The sequence below is a fragment of the Alphaproteobacteria bacterium LSUCC0719 genome (assembly GCA_040839025.1).
In the GTDB taxonomy this organism is placed as follows: Bacteria; Pseudomonadota; Alphaproteobacteria; order Puniceispirillales; family Puniceispirillaceae; genus UBA8309.
Genome location: JBFPJN010000001.1, coordinates 691,841 through 707,154, shown reverse-complemented (window position 1 = coordinate 707,154; position 15,314 = coordinate 691,841). Strand labels below are relative to the sequence as shown.

At 58.2% G+C, this 15,314-nt stretch carries 13 protein-coding genes; 10 read left to right on the top strand and 3 right to left on the bottom strand.

Features of this window, described 5'->3' with window-relative positions; genetic code table 11:
• The 9 genes from dxr (at position 1) to lpxB (ending at position 9,686) form a co-directional block, all read left to right on the top strand.
• Positions 1–1,254 (top strand): 1-deoxy-D-xylulose-5-phosphate reductoisomerase, encoded by a 1,254-nt coding sequence (dxr, locus tag AB3X55_03405; GenBank protein ID MEX0502623.1) that lies wholly within the window; start codon positions 1–3, stop codon positions 1,252–1,254.
• A 28-nt stretch (positions 1,255–1,282) separates the two neighbouring features.
• Entirely contained in the window at positions 1,283–2,368 is a 1,086-nt protein-coding gene (gene rseP / locus AB3X55_03400; GenBank protein MEX0502622.1) for an RIP metalloprotease RseP, read from the top strand.
• 90 nt (positions 2,369–2,458) lie between these two features.
• The gene (bamA, locus tag AB3X55_03395; protein MEX0502621.1) at positions 2,459–4,735 is read left to right on the top strand and encodes an outer membrane protein assembly factor BamA; all 2,277 of its coding nucleotides are present in this window, start codon (positions 2,459–2,461) and stop codon (positions 4,733–4,735) included.
• 7 nt (positions 4,736–4,742) lie between these two features.
• Positions 4,743–5,402: an OmpH family outer membrane protein gene (locus AB3X55_03390; GenBank protein MEX0502620.1), complete on the top strand. Its 660-nt coding sequence runs from the start codon at positions 4,743–4,745 to the stop codon at positions 5,400–5,402.
• A gap of 8 nt (positions 5,403–5,410) precedes the next feature.
• Positions 5,411–6,415, top strand: coding sequence for a UDP-3-O-(3-hydroxymyristoyl)glucosamine N-acyltransferase (gene lpxD, locus AB3X55_03385; protein MEX0502619.1), 1,005 nt, complete (start codon positions 5,411–5,413; stop codon positions 6,413–6,415).
• 3 nt (positions 6,416–6,418) lie between these two features.
• Complete coding sequence (fabZ, locus tag AB3X55_03380; protein ID MEX0502618.1) at positions 6,419–6,877, top strand: 3-hydroxyacyl-ACP dehydratase FabZ; 459 nt, start codon at positions 6,419–6,421, stop codon at positions 6,875–6,877.
• 27 nt (positions 6,878–6,904) lie between these two features.
• Positions 6,905–7,708, top strand: coding sequence for an acyl-ACP--UDP-N-acetylglucosamine O-acyltransferase (gene lpxA, locus AB3X55_03375; protein ID MEX0502617.1), 804 nt, complete (start codon positions 6,905–6,907; stop codon positions 7,706–7,708).
• Positions 7,708–8,520, top strand: a complete 813-nt coding sequence (locus tag AB3X55_03370) for an LpxI family protein (protein ID MEX0502616.1) — start codon at positions 7,708–7,710, stop codon at positions 8,518–8,520. Before lpxA ends, AB3X55_03370 begins: the two co-directional genes overlap by 1 nt.
• Positions 8,517–9,686 (top strand): lipid-A-disaccharide synthase, encoded by a 1,170-nt coding sequence (gene lpxB / locus AB3X55_03365; protein MEX0502615.1) that lies wholly within the window; start codon positions 8,517–8,519, stop codon positions 9,684–9,686. Before AB3X55_03370 ends, lpxB begins: the two co-directional genes overlap by 4 nt.
• A 30-nt stretch (positions 9,687–9,716) precedes the next feature.
• Here the strand turns inward: lpxB and AB3X55_03360 are convergent, their stop codons facing one another.
• Complete coding sequence (locus AB3X55_03360; GenBank protein MEX0502614.1) at positions 9,717–11,024, bottom strand: citrate synthase; 1,308 nt, start codon at positions 11,022–11,024, stop codon at positions 9,717–9,719.
• 99 nt (positions 11,025–11,123) lie between these two features.
• Positions 11,124–12,494 (bottom strand): glutamate--tRNA ligase, encoded by a 1,371-nt coding sequence (gltX, locus tag AB3X55_03355; protein MEX0502613.1) that lies wholly within the window; start codon positions 12,492–12,494, stop codon positions 11,124–11,126.
• Positions 12,495–12,612: 118 nt separating this feature from the next.
• On the opposite strand from gltX, the gene AB3X55_03350 reads away from it, so the two are divergent.
• Entirely contained in the window at positions 12,613–14,673 is a 2,061-nt protein-coding gene (locus AB3X55_03350) for a ComEC/Rec2 family competence protein (protein ID MEX0502612.1), read from the top strand.
• Here the strand turns inward: AB3X55_03350 and lexA are convergent.
• Positions 14,637–15,275, bottom strand: coding sequence for a transcriptional repressor LexA (gene lexA / locus AB3X55_03345; protein ID MEX0502611.1), 639 nt, complete (start codon positions 15,273–15,275; stop codon positions 14,637–14,639). The genes AB3X55_03350 and lexA overlap by 37 nt on opposite strands.
• Between the last annotated feature and the right edge of the window lie 39 nt (positions 15,276–15,314).

Here is a 15,314-nt window from a genome sequence, read left to right as displayed (position 1 = left end):
ATGCAGCGCTGCCATCCGCAGGGTTCGGTTAGGGTTTCAGGCGTGGTGAAAAAAATTTCAATCTTCGGATCCACGGGGTCCATCGGCACCAGCACCCTGGCTCTTGTCGAAAGCTGTCCGGACAAGTTTGATGTGCATGTGCTTGTTGCTGGCTCCGGTGCCGAGCTGCTGGCGGAACAGGCCCTTCGTCATCGGCCCGCATATGTCGGGCTGGCATCCGATGAAAATATCGAAATCCTGCGAACAGCCCTGAAAGGGTCCGGCATCGAGATTGTCGTTGGCGAGGCGGCCTGTACAGCGCTGGCGCGTGAAAAGGTTGATGTGGTTGTTGCGGGCATTGTGGGTCTGGCTGGATTGCCATCGGTAATGGCGGCCCTTGAATCCGGGCAGACGGTGGCGCTTGCGAACAAGGAATCGCTTGTTTCGGCAGGGGCGCTTGTAACCGGTACCGCAGCGCGGCATGGCGCCAGATTGCTGCCTGTGGACAGCGAGCATAGTGCCATTTTTCAGTGCTGGCTTGGCTGGGCGGGGCACGCTGTTTCGACACACGGCGCTCCGACAGACGGCGCGGGGCCTGCAGATATGGACATTATCCGTCATATCTGTCTGACGGCATCAGGTGGCCCGTTTCGCGAATGGCCACTGGACAGGTTTTCCGAGATCACGCCGGCGCAGGCGGTTCGGCACCCCAACTGGTCGATGGGACGAAAAATTTCTGTTGATAGCGCCACAATGATGAACAAGGGGCTGGAGGTCATCGAGGCAGCCTGGCTTTTCGGTATCGACAGTGAACGGATCGATGTGTTGATCCATCCTCAGGTGGCAATTCATGGGATGATCTATTTCAATGATGGCTCGGTTGTCGGCCAGCTTGGCACGGCCGATATGAAAACCCCGATATCCTATGCTCTTGGTTGGCCTGACAGGTTGAACTGGTATCCCGAACCATTGGATCTGGCAGCGATGGGACGGCTGGATTTCTCGGCCGTGGACGACAGGCGATATCCCTGTTTTCGTCTTGCCAGACAGGCACTGCGCGCTGGTGGTGTGATGCCGACCGTTCTGAACGCGGCAAACGAGATTGCAGTTGAGGCGTTTCTTGACGGTCAGATAGGATTTACCGATATTGCTGCTATTGTTGACCGGGTTCTTGAACAAGCGCCGACGGGGGATCTTGAAAGCCTTGCCGCGGTCTTGGATATTGATGCGCGCGCGCGCGATCTTGCCCGCACTTGTGTGGAGCGTAACAGCTGAATAGACGGAACAGGAGACATTTACCACCATGCCAGAACTGAGTGCGCTACAGCTGATCATCGGGTTTCTGCTGCTGTTGACCCCGGTGGTGTTCTTCCACGAGCTTGGTCACTACTGGATGGCGCGCCGCGCCGGGGTAATTGTCGAGGTGTTCTCGATTGGGTTCGGTCCCGAAATCTATGGCTGGACATCATCAAAAACAGGCACGCGCTGGCGGATCGCGGCGATTCCTCTTGGCGGCTATGTTCGCATGCGCGGTGATGAAAGCGAGGCCGGAGGCGCCAACAGTGACGCCGCTACCGTTCCTGGCAGCTTTGCCGGAGCAGGTCTGTGGTGGCGCATAGGCATCGTCGCCGCCGGGCCTGTCGCCAATTTCATTCTTGGCATTGTGCTGTTTGCGATGGTGTATATGACGGCGGGCAAGATCTTCCTGCCGGCACAGATCGGCGAGGTTTTGCCGGATGGCGCTGCTGCCGAGGCTGGATTGCAGGCCGGTGATCTCGTTACTGACATTGATGGCATCAATGTTCGCGATTTCAACGATCTACGTGGTCTTGTCGTGGAAAGTCCCGGCCGTCCCTTGGCATTCACTGTTTTGCGCGATGACAGGGAAATGAACTTCACCGTCACACCGACACCCCAATACAATGAATCCATGCAGCTCTATATGGGGGTGCTGGGTGTCAAATCAGCCGGGGGCGGTAGCAGAGAACGTCTCCTTCCAGGCAGCGCCCTGGCCGCGGCGACGTCGGATGCGTTCAGAATGTCCGTGATGATCCTGCGGGGGCTGGCCCGGCTTGGAACCGGGAAGATGCAGGCAGGTGAAGTGCAGGGGCCGGTTGGCATTGCCAAGATTTCGGGGTCTGCGCTGCAGCAGGGGATCATTCCCTTTATCCTGCTGACTGCGGTCATTTCGATCAATCTGGGACTGATCAATCTGATGCCGATCCCGGCGCTGGATGGTGGGCATCTGGTATTCTTCTTCTACGAGGCACTTTTTGGCAAACCGCTCCCGCTTGAACTCCAGAATGTTCTGCTTCGCGGGGGGATTGCGATTCTACTTGGATTGACGGTGGTTCTTGTTGTGTTCGATGTCACCCGGCTGATTGGCTAGGAACGCGATGAAGGCTGTGTCTGAAATGCACGCTTTGATAACTTCGGCGGCATGGGTATAGTCTGGCTGACAGACCGGGAGAAGACTGCCATGCCGAAACCACTGCTCATCCTTGTGTTATTGCTGGCTTTGGCAATGGGGTCGACATCGCCGGTAACCGCACAATCCGCAGACCAGCAGGTCCGCGTCGAGGAAATTGCAGTGTCGGGAAACCGGCGGGTTGCCATCGGTACGGTGCTGTCCTATCTGCCGGTCCGTGTCGGTGACAGTGTCAGTCGCAGTTCGCTGAGCATTGCGTTGGAACGTCTTTACGAGACCGATCTGTTCGCGGACATCAATATTGATATCGATGGTTCGGTTCTGCGCATCGATGTTGTCGAAAATCCTATCATCAACAGGGTGAATATCGAGGGCAATGATGCTCTTGATGACGAAAAACTTCTTGAAATCATTGATATTCAGCCGCGGCGTGTGTTCACCCGCCGGCTTGCCGTCGAGGCAAGCCAGAAACTGCTGAAGGTGTATCAGGCGGCTGGCCGTTACGCCGCTGTTGTCGATCCGCAGATCATCGAGCTTGATGACAACCGCGTTGATCTGGCCTTTGTCGTCAAGGAAGGCCCGCTGATCAAGATCAGTTCCATTACCTTCAACGGAAATGAGCGCTTTTCCGATTCAGCCTTGCGGCGTGCGATTTCAAGTCGTGTCAGCAACTGGTGGGCTTTTTTCGCGACCTCGGATAAATATGACGAGGCGCGGCTTGACTATGATGTCCGACTGTTGCGCCAGTTCTACCTGTCCAGGGGCTATGCCGACATTGACGTATCGCGTGCGCAGGGTGGTCTTTTGCCGGATCGTCGCGGATTTGCAGTATCCTTCGTCCTGAAGGAAGGGGCCAGATACAAGGTCGGCGACATCTCGATTGAAAGTCAGATAGAAAATGTGGATCTGGATGCCTTGCGCCAGAATTTTGATTTTGGAGGGGACGGTTGGTACGACGTGCGGGCACTGGAACAGGGGTTGCTCGATATCACCAACGAACTTGGCGCGCTTGGTTACGCCTTTGTGAATATTGAACCTGAAGTAATTACAGATCCAGAGACGCAGACACTGGATATTCAGGTGCGGATTGGCAAGGCGCAGAAGAATTTCATCGAGCGAATTGAAATTGTGAACAATGTCCGCACGCTTGATTCCGTTATTCGTCGTGAGTTCGAGCTAGTAGAAGGTGATGCGTTCAACCAGCTGAAGCTTGAGCGCTCCATTCGTAACATCCGAAATCTCGGCTTCTTCTCTGATGTATCTGTCCGCAACTTTGTTGGTAGTTCCGAGGAGCAGACAGTCACCGAGGTCACAGTGGAAGAGCAATCAACTGGTGAATTCTCGATAGGGCTTGGCTATTCCTCCCTCGATCAGACCAGTTTCGCCCTTGGTCTTGATGAACGAAACTTCCTCGGATCCGGACGCGGCATCAATTTCAGCCTTGATGTGTCGGCAAGCCGGTCCAATGTGCGCGTTGGCCTGTCCGAACCCTATCTTTTCGGGCGCAACCTGACCGGGCGCGCGGCTGTGTTCAACGAAGAGATCAAGGAAGATACATTTTCCATCACGCGGCGGGGTTTTGATTTTGGAATCGGATTTGCTGCCGCGAATGATTACTTCCACCGGGTTGGATATGAAATCTCGCAGTCGGAAACCAATGAAAAATCAACTACTTCGCAATCCATTACCGGCGAGAACGGCAAGAACATTCTGAAATCCGCGGCAAGCTACACCTTCGGTCAGGACAGGCTGGACAACAGATTCGATCCTTCGGAAGGCTCGCTATTTGAAGTTGCCCAGGAACTCGCCGGTATCGGTGGTGATGCACGATATCATCGTCTTGTCCTGTCCGGGGCGTATTACAGGCCGATCATGTTCAATACCTTTTTCCTTGGTACCAAGGGACGGATTGGTCAGGTTACGGGGCTTGGCGAAGACGTCACACAGTCGCAGCGTTTCTTCCTTGGCGGACGCCGCGTTCGGGGTTTCGATGGCAGCGGCATCGGACCACGTGACAACGGATCCAATGCTGCTGTTGGTGGCAACAAGGTATTCAACGGCACGTTCGAGGTGGTGTCACGGGCCGGCATCAGCCAGGATCTCAGTATGCGATGGACCGTCTTTTCCGACTTCGGATCAGTGTGGGGAACCGACTATCCCACAGGTGTGAAAGGTGCCAATGACGCATCTGTCAGAACATCGGTTGGAGCGGGCATTTTGTGGGATACGTTCATTGGGCCGATGTCTTTCTACTGGGCGAAACCCACAACAAAGAAGAGCTATGACCAGACAAGGACCTTCCAGTTCACGATCGGCACAAGGCTCTGACAGCGCTTTGTCTTCCGGTGGTTTCCTTGCTTTCCTGACGGGTATTGTCCTCGTCCTGAGCCTGACGTTTGGCGATGTTATCGCGGCGTCTGCTCAGCAACCGGGGCAGTCTGGCGCGGATCTGCCCAACGCGGCGGCGGTTGATCGCGCAGTTGCCGATAATACGGCCAGAAATGCGATCGCACGGATTGGGCTGATTGATCTTGACGGGGTGTTGAGAGCGTCTGCCGGTGCAGCGCGCGTGCGTGAACTCCTTGATGAACAGAGGCTCGAATTTCAGCGTGAATTTGCCGCGCGTGAGACGGCTCTGCAGGAGGCTGAGCGCAAGCTCGTGGCCAAGCGAGCAGAGCTTGACGAAGCGGAATTTGCGCGTCGGCTTGCCGACTTCGAGGCCTCGGTGACGCAGATCCAGAAAGAGATCCAATATCGGCGTGAGGCCATTGACGTCGCCTTTCAGGAGGCGCAGTCAAAGCTTCGCGGCCTGGCAATCCAGATTGTCACCGACCTGGCACAGGAACGCCAGCTTGACCTTGTTCTGTTTCGTGAATCGGCGTTGATCTTCCTGCCGGATCTCAACCTTTCCGATGAGGTTCTGCGTCGGTTGGACGAGCGGACAAAGAATGCCCGGATCGAAGTGACCGTCAGTCCTGCTGTCACGAAGGAATGAGGCGCTCCATGGCCATTGATCCACATTTCTTTTCTGTGACCGCGCAACAGGCCTCCAAGCTGGCGCAGCTTGTCGGTTGCGAGGTGCGAGGTGATGGTGACCTCATGGTCACCAATGCCGCGCCTGTCGAGCTGGCAGGTGCGGGTGATCTGACATTTCTCGGCGATGACATGGGGCCGGATGTGATGTCACGGCTTGGCGCTGCCATTGTGGTCACAACAGCTGATCTGTCTTCGGCACTGCCGGAAAGCTGTGTCTGCCTGCTGTCGGACAAACCTCGGCGTGATTTTGCCAAGGCACTTGCCGCGCTTGTCACCGACAGACCGGATGATTGGCTTGATCAGCCATCCGGTGCGATGCCCGGCGTCCAGATCGGACCCGGCGCGACCATTGGCGTTGATGTCGAAATTGGTGATGGCTCGATCATCGCGCCGGGAGCGGTGATCCATTCCGGTGTCAGGATTGGGCGACAATGCCGCGTTGACGCCCATGCCGTGCTGTCGCATTGCGTGCTTGGGGATAACGTAGTTGTCGGGGCGGCAACCGTGATTGGTGGTCCCGGCTTTGGGTTTGAAGTTACCCCCGACGGTCCGGTTCATCTGCCTCATGTCGGCACTGTGACGATTGGCGAGGCAAGCCGCATCGGCGCTGGATGTGCGATTGACCGTGGCACGCTTGGCGTGACGGCAATCGGATGTCAGGTGATGATCGACAATCATGTCCACATTGCGCATAACTGCCAGCTTGGCGACCGCGCGGTTCTGGCCGCACAGGTAGGACTTGCCGGTGGTGTGAGGATTGGCGAGGGCGCGATGCTGGCCGGACAGGCGGGGGTCAGCTCGCAGGTTGCCATAGGAAAGGGGGCGATTGTCATGGGGCAGTCCGGCGTCACCAAGGATGTCGGCGATGACATGACAGTTGTCGGGTTCCCGGCCACAGAGGCACGTGAAGCCTGGCGTGAACGTGCCGCGCTTCGTCGCCTGATTGCCAAATCAAGTCAGAGGAAAGAATAGTCTATGACCGAGCAGATCACCGAGCTTGATATTGATCAGATCCAGAAACGGATTCCCCACCGGCCACCAATGCTGTTGATTGAGCGTGTCGAAGATATTGTCCATGACACCAGCGCTGTCGGCATAAAGATGGTCAGTATCGGGGAGCCGTTCTTTGCCGGGCATTTTCCGGATTATCCAATCATGCCGGGTGTGCTGATTGTCGAGGCGATGGCACAGACCGCCGCCTGCCTGGCAAGTGTAACGCTTGGGAATGAAACCGATGACAAGCTTGTGTTCTTTGCCACCATCGACAAGGTGAAGTTTCGCAAACCAGTTCGCCCAGGCGCGCTTTTGAAACTGCATGTCGAGAAGGTCAGTGCGCGCGGCCCCCTATGGAAATTCACCGGTCATGCTACGGTTGACGGGGTGAAAACATCGGAAGCGGAGTTTGCCGCCATGATTGTTGACCCGCAGCGCTGATTACCTGTTTCTGTCGAAAGTGAAGCCATGACCGTTTCCATCCACCCGACTGCGATTGTCGACCCCGGTGCCACACTCGGCGAACAGGTCAGCATTGGTCCCTATTGTGTGGTTGGACAGCATGCGGTGCTTGGCGACAGAGTGACGTTGCACGCCCATGTTGTCATCGAGGGGCGGACAATGCTTGGCGCGGACAGCGAGGTGTATCCCTTTGCCGTTCTGGGCGCACCGCCGCAACACACGCGCTTTGCCGGCGAGGATTCAACGCTCGAGATCGGGCATCACTGTGTGATCAGGGAACATGTCACCATGCATCCCGGCACCGCTATCGATTCCATGCGCACGCGCGTTGGCAATCATGGCTTGTTTCTGGTGGCCTCGCATGTGGCGCATGATTGTGTGGTCGGGGATCATGTCATCTTTGCCAATAACGCGTCGCTTGGCGGGCATGCCAAGATCGGCAACCACGTGATGATGGGAGGGTTCGCCACGGTCCAGCAATGGTGCCGGGTCGGTGACCATGCCATGATTGCCTCGCAGACAGCGGTCGACAGCGATGTGATTCCGTTTGGCATCGCGGTTGGCAATCGCGCCTGTCTGACCGGGATCAATGTGATCGGGATGAGCCGCCGCGGCTTTGCCGACGAGAGCGTCTCGCGGCTTCGCAGCCTGTATCGCGAGCTGTTTCGTGGCGATGGCCTGTTCAAAGACCGTCTTGATACGGCGCGCCTGTCCTATGATGGCAGTGCCGAAGCCGCACAGATTTTCGCTTTCCTGGAAGATGCAGGTAAGAATGGTGTCTGCCAGGCTGCCTCAAGACAGGGGTCTTGATGGATCGCAGGGTCGGCAAACTGGCAGTCATTGCGGGTCAGGGCAGCCTGCCGCAGGCGCTTGCGGACAGTGCCCGACATCAGGGCCATGATGTGGTGATCTTTGCGGTGGACGGGCAGGCGGATGCGGTGTTTTCCGGCTATCAGACCGTGGTCGTTCCGCTCGGCGCGATTGGCCGGACACGTGATCTGCTTGTCGAGAATGGATGCACCAGTGTGGTTATGGCAGGCAAGATTCGTCGGCCGTCACTGGCCCAGCTGAAGCCGGATGCCGCGGCGGTGAAAATACTTGCAAAGGTGGTGGGGCGCGGCGACGACGCTCTGCTTCGGGCCATTGCCGGTTATTTTGCTGAAGCCGGGATCGAAACCATCGCCCCGGACAGGCTGATGACGCGGGCCAGCATGCCACCGGGCGTTCTTGCCGGTGCCCTTGACCCCGACATGCAGCCGGATATCGATCTTGGCGTTGCCGTGTTGTCCGCGCTTGGGGATCATGATGTCGGGCAATCGGCCATCATTCAGGATCAGCGGGTGATTGCCATCGAGGCTGCTGAAGGAACCGACGCGATGCTGGCGCGCGCTGCCGCACTTCTGGATGCAACAGCGCCAGCCGCGGTTTTTGTCAAATGCAGGAAGATCGGGCAGGATGACAGGCTGGATGTGCCGGTTGTCGGTGTAGAAACATTGCGCCAGGCCGCAGCGGCGGGTGTTGGCGTGCTGGCGTTGCAGGCACAGGCGGTAATGCTGGCGGCTGCGCCAGAGGAACTTGCTGACATTGCTGAAGAGCTGAAGCTGACGGTGGTTGGAATTTGACGGCACCTGTCTTTATCCTGGCTGGCGAGCCATCCGGCGACAGGCTGGCAGCCAGCCTGATGCGCGCGGTTGAAGCCGGCTATGGGCCACAAAGCTGGATTGGGGTTGGCGGGCCCTCCATGCGCGCCGAAGGGTTGAAATCCAGCCACAATATGGACCAGTTGACTGTCATGGGATTCGGGTCGGCTCTGGCCGCTTACCCAAGACTGTCAAAATTTGCCGACAGGCTTGTCGAGGACATTGTCGCCGCCAGGCCACGTCTTGTCATCACCGTGGATGTAAAGGGATTCTCGTTGCGTCTGGCGGCGCGGCTACGCCGCCGCATGGCAACAGCAGGCTGGTCAGCGCCGATTATTCACGTTGTGGCGCCAACGGTATGGGCCTGGGGTGCATGGCGGCGTCATCGCGTTGCAAGGGCCGTGGACGGGTTGCTGTGTCTGTTCCCGTTCGAGCCGGACTATTTCCTGCCGCTTGGCGTCGAGGCGCATTTCATTGGTCATCCCGAGGCCTTCAATCCGGCCTATGACAGCCCGCGCAGACCGCCTGCAGATGACGGGGACAGGCCGCATCTTGTGATTCTGCCGGGAAGCCGGCGCTCGGAAATCCAGCATTTGCTGCGGCCCATGCTGCAGACCCTGCACCATCTGCGTGACACCCATCCGCAGATCACGGCGACAATTCCCACCCTGCCACTCATGCGTGCTGATATAGAGGCTGTCCTCGGCGAGGTTCCGGGCCTTTCACCTGTGGTCACGCTCGACGCGGAGGAGGGCGCGCTGTTCCGCGCCCTTGGGCACGGCGATGCCGTCCTCGCGGCTTCAGGCACAGTGACCCTTCAGACAGCGCTCTATGGTGTTCCGGGTGTCAGCTGTTACATCACATCCGGCCTGTCGGCCGCCATTGGACGGCGTCTTGTCAGGATGGACAGGGTGATCCTTCCCAACGCCATTCTGGACCGGCAGGTATATCCCTTCCTGTTCCAGCAAGCGGCGACACCAGGCGAGATGACGCGGGCAATGCTGAAGGTGCTGAATGACAATGAGGCTACGCCGCGCGCAAGACAGCACGCGGATGAATTGCGGCGGATCCTTCGCGGCACTTCCGACAGCTTTGAGGACAATGTGACACGCGCCCTTGCAGGGTGGCTGTCACCACCCAAGGTTTAAGCCTGGCGCAAGGGTCGGCAGGGTGGCTGATCAGCGCTTGTCGACGCTTACGAAGGAGCGTTGTGCCGGACCGGTGTAAAGCTGGCGCGGTCTGCCGATACGCTGCATCGGGTCGGTGATCATCTCGTTCCATTGTGCAATCCACCCGACGGTGCGGGCAACAGCGAACAGAACGGTGAACATCGAGGTTGGGAACCCCATAGCCTTGAGGATGATTCCCGAATAGAAATCAACATTAGGATACAGCTTTTTATCGATGAAATACTGATCCTTAAGGGCAATATCCTCAAGTGCCATAGCAAGTTCAAGAAGCGGATCCTCAACACCAAGATCATCAAGAACCTGGTGGCATGTCTCGCGAAGTACCTTGGCCCGTGGATCAAAATTCTTGTAGACGCGATGTCCGAAGCCGAACAGGCGGAACGGGTCATCGCGGTCGCGCGCGCGGGCGACGAATTCGGGAATATTATCCTTGTGGCCGATCTCGTTCAGCATGTTCAGCACAGCTTCATTCGCGCCGCCATGTGCCGGTCCCCACAGCGAGGCGATGCCGGCAGCAATACAGGCGAACGGGTTTGCACCCGACGACCCTGCTAGCCGAACGGTCGATGTCGAGGCATTCTGTTCATGATCCGCATGAAGAATGAAGATCTTGTCCATCGCGCTGGCCAGGATCGGGTTCACCTCATAATCCTCTGCCGGCACGGCAAAGCACATATGAAGGAAGTTTTCGGCATAGGACAGGTTGTTGCGCGGGTAATTGAACGGCTGGCCGAGCGAATATTTGAACGCCATCGCGGCCAGTGTCGGGATCTTTGCAATCAAGCGACGAGATGCGATTGTCCGCTGAACAGGATCATGGATGTCTGTCGAGTCATGATAGAAGGCCGACAGGGCACCAACCACGCCGCACATAATGGCCATCGGGTGCGCATCACGGCGGAAGCCGCGGAAGAAAATCGACAGTTGCTCATGGACCATGGTGTGGCGCGTGATCGCGTCGTCAAAGTCCGCTTTCTGGGTTTTATTCGGAAGTTCGCCTTCCAGCAGAAGGTAGGCAACCTCAAGGAAATCAGACTGGTTGGCAAGTTCCTCGATCGGATATCCGCGATGCAGCAGAACGCCTTCGTCACCATCGATATAGGTCAAGCCTGACAGGCAGGACCCGGTGGCTCCATAGCCCGGATCGAAAGTAAACATCCCTGTTTCGCCATACAGCTTGCGGATGTCGAGAACATCCGGGCCAATGGTGCCGCCGATCACCGGCAGCGTGACGCTGTTTCCGGACTCATTGTCCGTCAGGGTGACTGTTTTCTTTGGGTCGTTATTCATGGCCATGCCTGTCCTCGATTCAACGTGGCAATATTCTGTGGAAACGCCAGCGATACGTGACCCGGTGGCGCGCTGCATGGGGGAGCCCTTGATTAGCCCGAAAAGCTAGATTTTGCAAGTTTCTCGGACGCGTTTTTCACTTTCCTGCGGGCCAAGCGCAGCCATCACGTCGGTGATTGACGGTGACTGCCGGGTTCCCGTCAGCGCGGCCCGCAATGGCAGGCCGATATCCTTCATTTTCAGATCATTGGCACCAAGCCATTCCTTGAGGAAGGCGGCGAGTGATTCGGCGCTCCACGGCGCGTCGGGAAGGTCTTCGACAAGTGCCAGAAGCCGTGCCTTGGCGGTGTCATCAAGAAGACCTGCCGCATCTTCCTGTATCGGTGGCGCACCGTCATGGAGCAGGTAGCCGACGCTTTCGGCGATTTCCAGATGGGTTTTTGCACGCTCGGCGAGAAGCGGCATCAACCGGGTGATCCTGTCACGGGCAGCTGGACTTGTGGCTTCAAGATTCGGCGAGATGAGATCCCAGACGGTATCGGCCTCCAGATCGCGCAGATAATGGCTGTTTACATCCGCAAGCTTGTCAAAGTCGAAGCGCGCCGGTGATTTGCCAACCTGTTTCAGGTCAAACCAGGCGATGGCATTGTCGCGGGAAATGATCTCGTCATCACCATGACTCCAGCCCAGCCGGAGCAGATAGTTGGCGACAGCCTGCGGCAGGAATCCCATGTCGCGATAGGCATCAACCCCGAGTGCGCCATGCCGCTTTGAAAGTTTGGCGCCATCGGCACCATGAATCAGCGGGATATGGGCGAAGACCGGAACATCCCAGTCCATGCCACGATAGACCATGGTCTGGCGAAAGGCGTTGTTCAGGTGGTCATCGCCCCGGATCACATGCGTGATCCCCATATCGTGATCATCCACTACGACGGCAAGCATGTAGGTTGGCGTCCCGTCAGCACGCAGGATCACCATGTCGTCGAGTGTCTGGTTCTGGATCGTGACCTGGCCCTGAACAGCATCATCGATTGTCATCTCACCTGCGTCCGGCATGCGCATGCGAACCACAAACGGGGCATTCGGAGCGTCGCTTCGATCCCGCCAGGGCGAGCGGACAGGCACGCCGGTGGCGCGGGCCTCGTCGCGAAGCGAGGCAAGCTCATCCTCCGACAGATAGCATCTGTAGGCCGCGCCCCGGGCAACAAGTTCGGCCGCGATTTCGGCATGGCGCGAAGCACGGGCTGACTGGCTGATGGCGGGCTCGTCACCTTCAAGCCCAAGCCATGACAGGCCATCATGGATGGCGTCTATGGCTTCGCTTGTTGAGCGCTGGTGATCGGTATCTTCAATCCGCAGCAGGTACTTGCCGCCATGATGACGTGCGAACAGCCAGTTGAACAGGGCCGTTCGCGCGCCGCCGATGTGAAGAAAGCCGGTCGGTGAGGGAGCAAAACGGGTGACAACATTCATGGTCTGTTAAGGCCTCGCTGATAGGCTTTTGCCGAGGGTGCGGAACGCACCTTGTCGCGGTCTGGAAAACTGGCGGCATCCTAAGCAATGGTTGCCGGAAAGGCGAGGGGAAACCGTCATGCGGCTGATACCGGAACGACGAATCCTTGTCTATGTCGGGGTCATGATGGCCGGGGTGGCATTCGCCACCATCCATCACGACATGCTGGCATCAATCCCAATTGCCATTGCCGTGGGCTGTGGCTTTGTCATCGCCGCCGTGATGGGGCTTCGCCCGGTCGGCGGGCTGATACGCTGGCAGCCGATGATGGTGGCGCTTGGCTGGTGTCTGGCGGGCGTGCTGTCAGCGATGCTGCATATCGCTCAGCTGCCATCGGGCCTTGGAGACAGGGCGGGGCGGATTGATGTGGTCGGCACGATCGAACATGTCGATGGCCGGTTTGACAGACGGTTGCGAATGTGGCTTCGCGTTGGCGACATCATCGATGGTCCGGCTGATATTGCCCCTTATCTCGAGGGCAGGATTGTCAGGCTGTCAGTGCGACCTGTCGAGATGATACCGCGGGCAGGCGATATGGTGCGCGTGGTGGCGCGCATATATCCGCCACCTGGGCGGGTTCTGCATGGTGCGCCCGACTATTCGCTGCGCGCCCGCGCCCGCGATGTGGTGGCAAGCGGCTATGTTGTCGGCATCAGGGACCGGCCCCGTGAGGGCGGCTTCGGACAAAGCCTTGCGGCAGGTCTGTCATCCTATCGCCAGGCGCGGGCAGACCGGATCGCAAGCAGCATGACGGCACCCGCCGGAGGCATAGCGGCAGCACTGCTGATTGGCGACCGGCGCTACATCAGCGAGGCCACCTATGATCTGTTCCGCGGGTCGGGTCTTGCGCATTTGCTGGCCATTTCGGGGCTCCATATGGGGTTGCTGTGTTTCGGCCTGATCGCATGTCTGCGGGGGTTTGCCGCGCTCATGCCATCGGTTGCCTGCCGGTTTCCTGTTCACAAGTTCGCCGCCATTGCCGGCGTGATGGCTGGCTTTGGCTATGTTCTGCTCTCGGGGCTTTCGATCAGCGCCATACGCGCCTTTCTGATGGCACTGCTGATCCTCGCGGCGTGGCTGATGGACAGGCTTGGTCTGACCGTTCGCAATGTTGGTCTGGCGGCCGGTGCCATTCTTGTGTTTTCGCCATTGGCTCTGTTTTCTGCCGGGTTCCAGCTGTCCTTTGCGGCAACGGCGGCGCTTGTGATCTGGTTTGAAGGCTGGCGGCACAGGCAGTCCGGTACCGCCTCCGGCGGCAGGTTCATCAGGTGGGGGCTTGACCTTGTCACCGCGTCGATGATCGCCAGTATCGCCACCCTGCCGTTGACAGCCTATCATTTCGGTGTTGTCACCCCCTGGGGGGTGATGGCCAATCTGCTTGGTATTCCGCTGACCGGTCTGTGGATCATGCCGGCGGGTCTGGCCGTGCTGATCACTGACATGTTGCCGCTGCCTGAATTCATCTCGATCCTGCCGGTGCTGGTGATGCAGGGTGGCATCAACGCATTGGTTATGGTTGCCGGCTGGTTTTCATCGCTTCCTGTTTCACCCTTGCCTGTAACGCCGCCGCCTCCGGCGCTGCTGAATGTGGGCTATGCCGGGTTCGGTCTGTTGACATGCCTCACAGGACAGGGCGTGAAGAGAGCCGTCTGTGGAGGCTGTCTTGCCATCGTCACAGCGGTCTGTCTTGTGGTCCGCCCGCCAATGGATGGCGTATTGTTCGCCAGGGGCAAGAATGTCCATATCGTAATGCCAGGTGGTGATGGCGTGCTGACGGGGTTCACGTCACTGGGTGGCAGGCGGCTGTCCGATTTTCTGGCTGACAACGCAATGCGAAGCCTTGCCGGCAAGACCGTCACCACAGGCGGCGCCGGCGCGATCGCGATGTTTGACCACAGGGGCAAGGGGGACATTGCCATTGTCACGGCGCGACGCGCATTGAGTGCCGGTTGCCGCAGTGGGGCAAAGCTTGTCATCGCCACTGTTCAGGCGGATTATCCATGCCGTGATGGGACGCCGCTGATCAGTCTTGCCGGTCTACCGCCGGAAAACTATCTGCTGCGTTTTGCCGAAGAGGGCGTGCAGGCACGCGCAAGCGACGGTCAGTACTTCCTGATCAGGCCGGTAAGTCGTCCCTGAACCTCGACATCATCCGTCTGAAAATATCGTGTTTCATAGCGCGGGTTTTCGGCCTGAAGGCCGATGCGGCCGGGTTCTTTCAGGAGTGTTTTCAGCGTGGCTTCCTGTTTATGGATCAGGGCCACGACAATCTCGCCATGATTGGCGGTGTTTGACCGTTCTATGACCACGGTATCGCCTTCCAGAATGCCAGCCTCGATCATCGAATCTCCAATGATTTCAAGCGCAAAATGCTCTCCCCGGCCTAGCATGCTTGCCGGAACTTCAAGCTGGTTGGACGGATCGCTCAGGGCCTCGATTGGCGTGCCGGCCGCAATCCGGCCAAGCAGCGGCAGACTGACAGCATCCACGGCACTTGCCACGGTGCGAGCGATATCCCCCATCGCATTCGATGCCGGTTTCAGAATCTCGATGGCGCGCGCCCTGTTCGCCAGTCGGCGGATATAGCCACGTTCCTCAAGGCCCGAAACAAGGCGGTGAATGCCCGATTTCGACGCCAGACCCAGCGCATCGCGCATCTCGTCGAATGACGGCGGCACATCATGCGTCTCGGCATGGGTGGTGAGGTAGTCCAGAAGTTCCTTCTGCTTGCGTGTGAGCATCCGTGCCTCCACATATTCCGGTATCGTTCCCATAATGTT

Excerpts from the sequence above, each read along its gene's own strand:
- dxr (MEX0502623.1), top strand. The coding sequence starts at position 1 with ATGCAGCGCTGCCATCCGCAGGGTTCGGTTAGGGTTTCAGGCGTGGTG.
- rseP (MEX0502622.1), top strand. The coding sequence starts at position 1,283 with ATGCCAGAACTGAGTGCGCTACAGCTGATCATCGGGTTTCTGCTGCTG.
- bamA (MEX0502621.1), top strand. The coding sequence starts at position 2,459 with ATGCCGAAACCACTGCTCATCCTTGTGTTATTGCTGGCTTTGGCAATG.
- lpxD (MEX0502619.1), top strand. The coding sequence starts at position 5,411 with ATGGCCATTGATCCACATTTCTTTTCTGTGACCGCGCAACAGGCCTCC.
- fabZ (MEX0502618.1), top strand. The coding sequence starts at position 6,419 with ATGACCGAGCAGATCACCGAGCTTGATATTGATCAGATCCAGAAACGG.
- lpxA (MEX0502617.1), top strand. The coding sequence starts at position 6,905 with ATGACCGTTTCCATCCACCCGACTGCGATTGTCGACCCCGGTGCCACA.
- AB3X55_03370 (MEX0502616.1), top strand. The coding sequence starts at position 7,708 with ATGGATCGCAGGGTCGGCAAACTGGCAGTCATTGCGGGTCAGGGCAGC.
- AB3X55_03360 (MEX0502614.1), bottom strand. The coding sequence starts at position 11,024 with ATGGCCATGAATAACGACCCAAAGAAAACAGTCACCCTGACGGACAAT.
- gltX (MEX0502613.1), bottom strand. The coding sequence starts at position 12,494 with ATGAATGTTGTCACCCGTTTTGCTCCCTCACCGACCGGCTTTCTTCAC.
- AB3X55_03350 (MEX0502612.1), top strand. The coding sequence starts at position 12,613 with ATGCGGCTGATACCGGAACGACGAATCCTTGTCTATGTCGGGGTCATG.
- lexA (MEX0502611.1), bottom strand. The coding sequence starts at position 15,275 with ATGCTCACACGCAAGCAGAAGGAACTTCTGGACTACCTCACCACCCAT.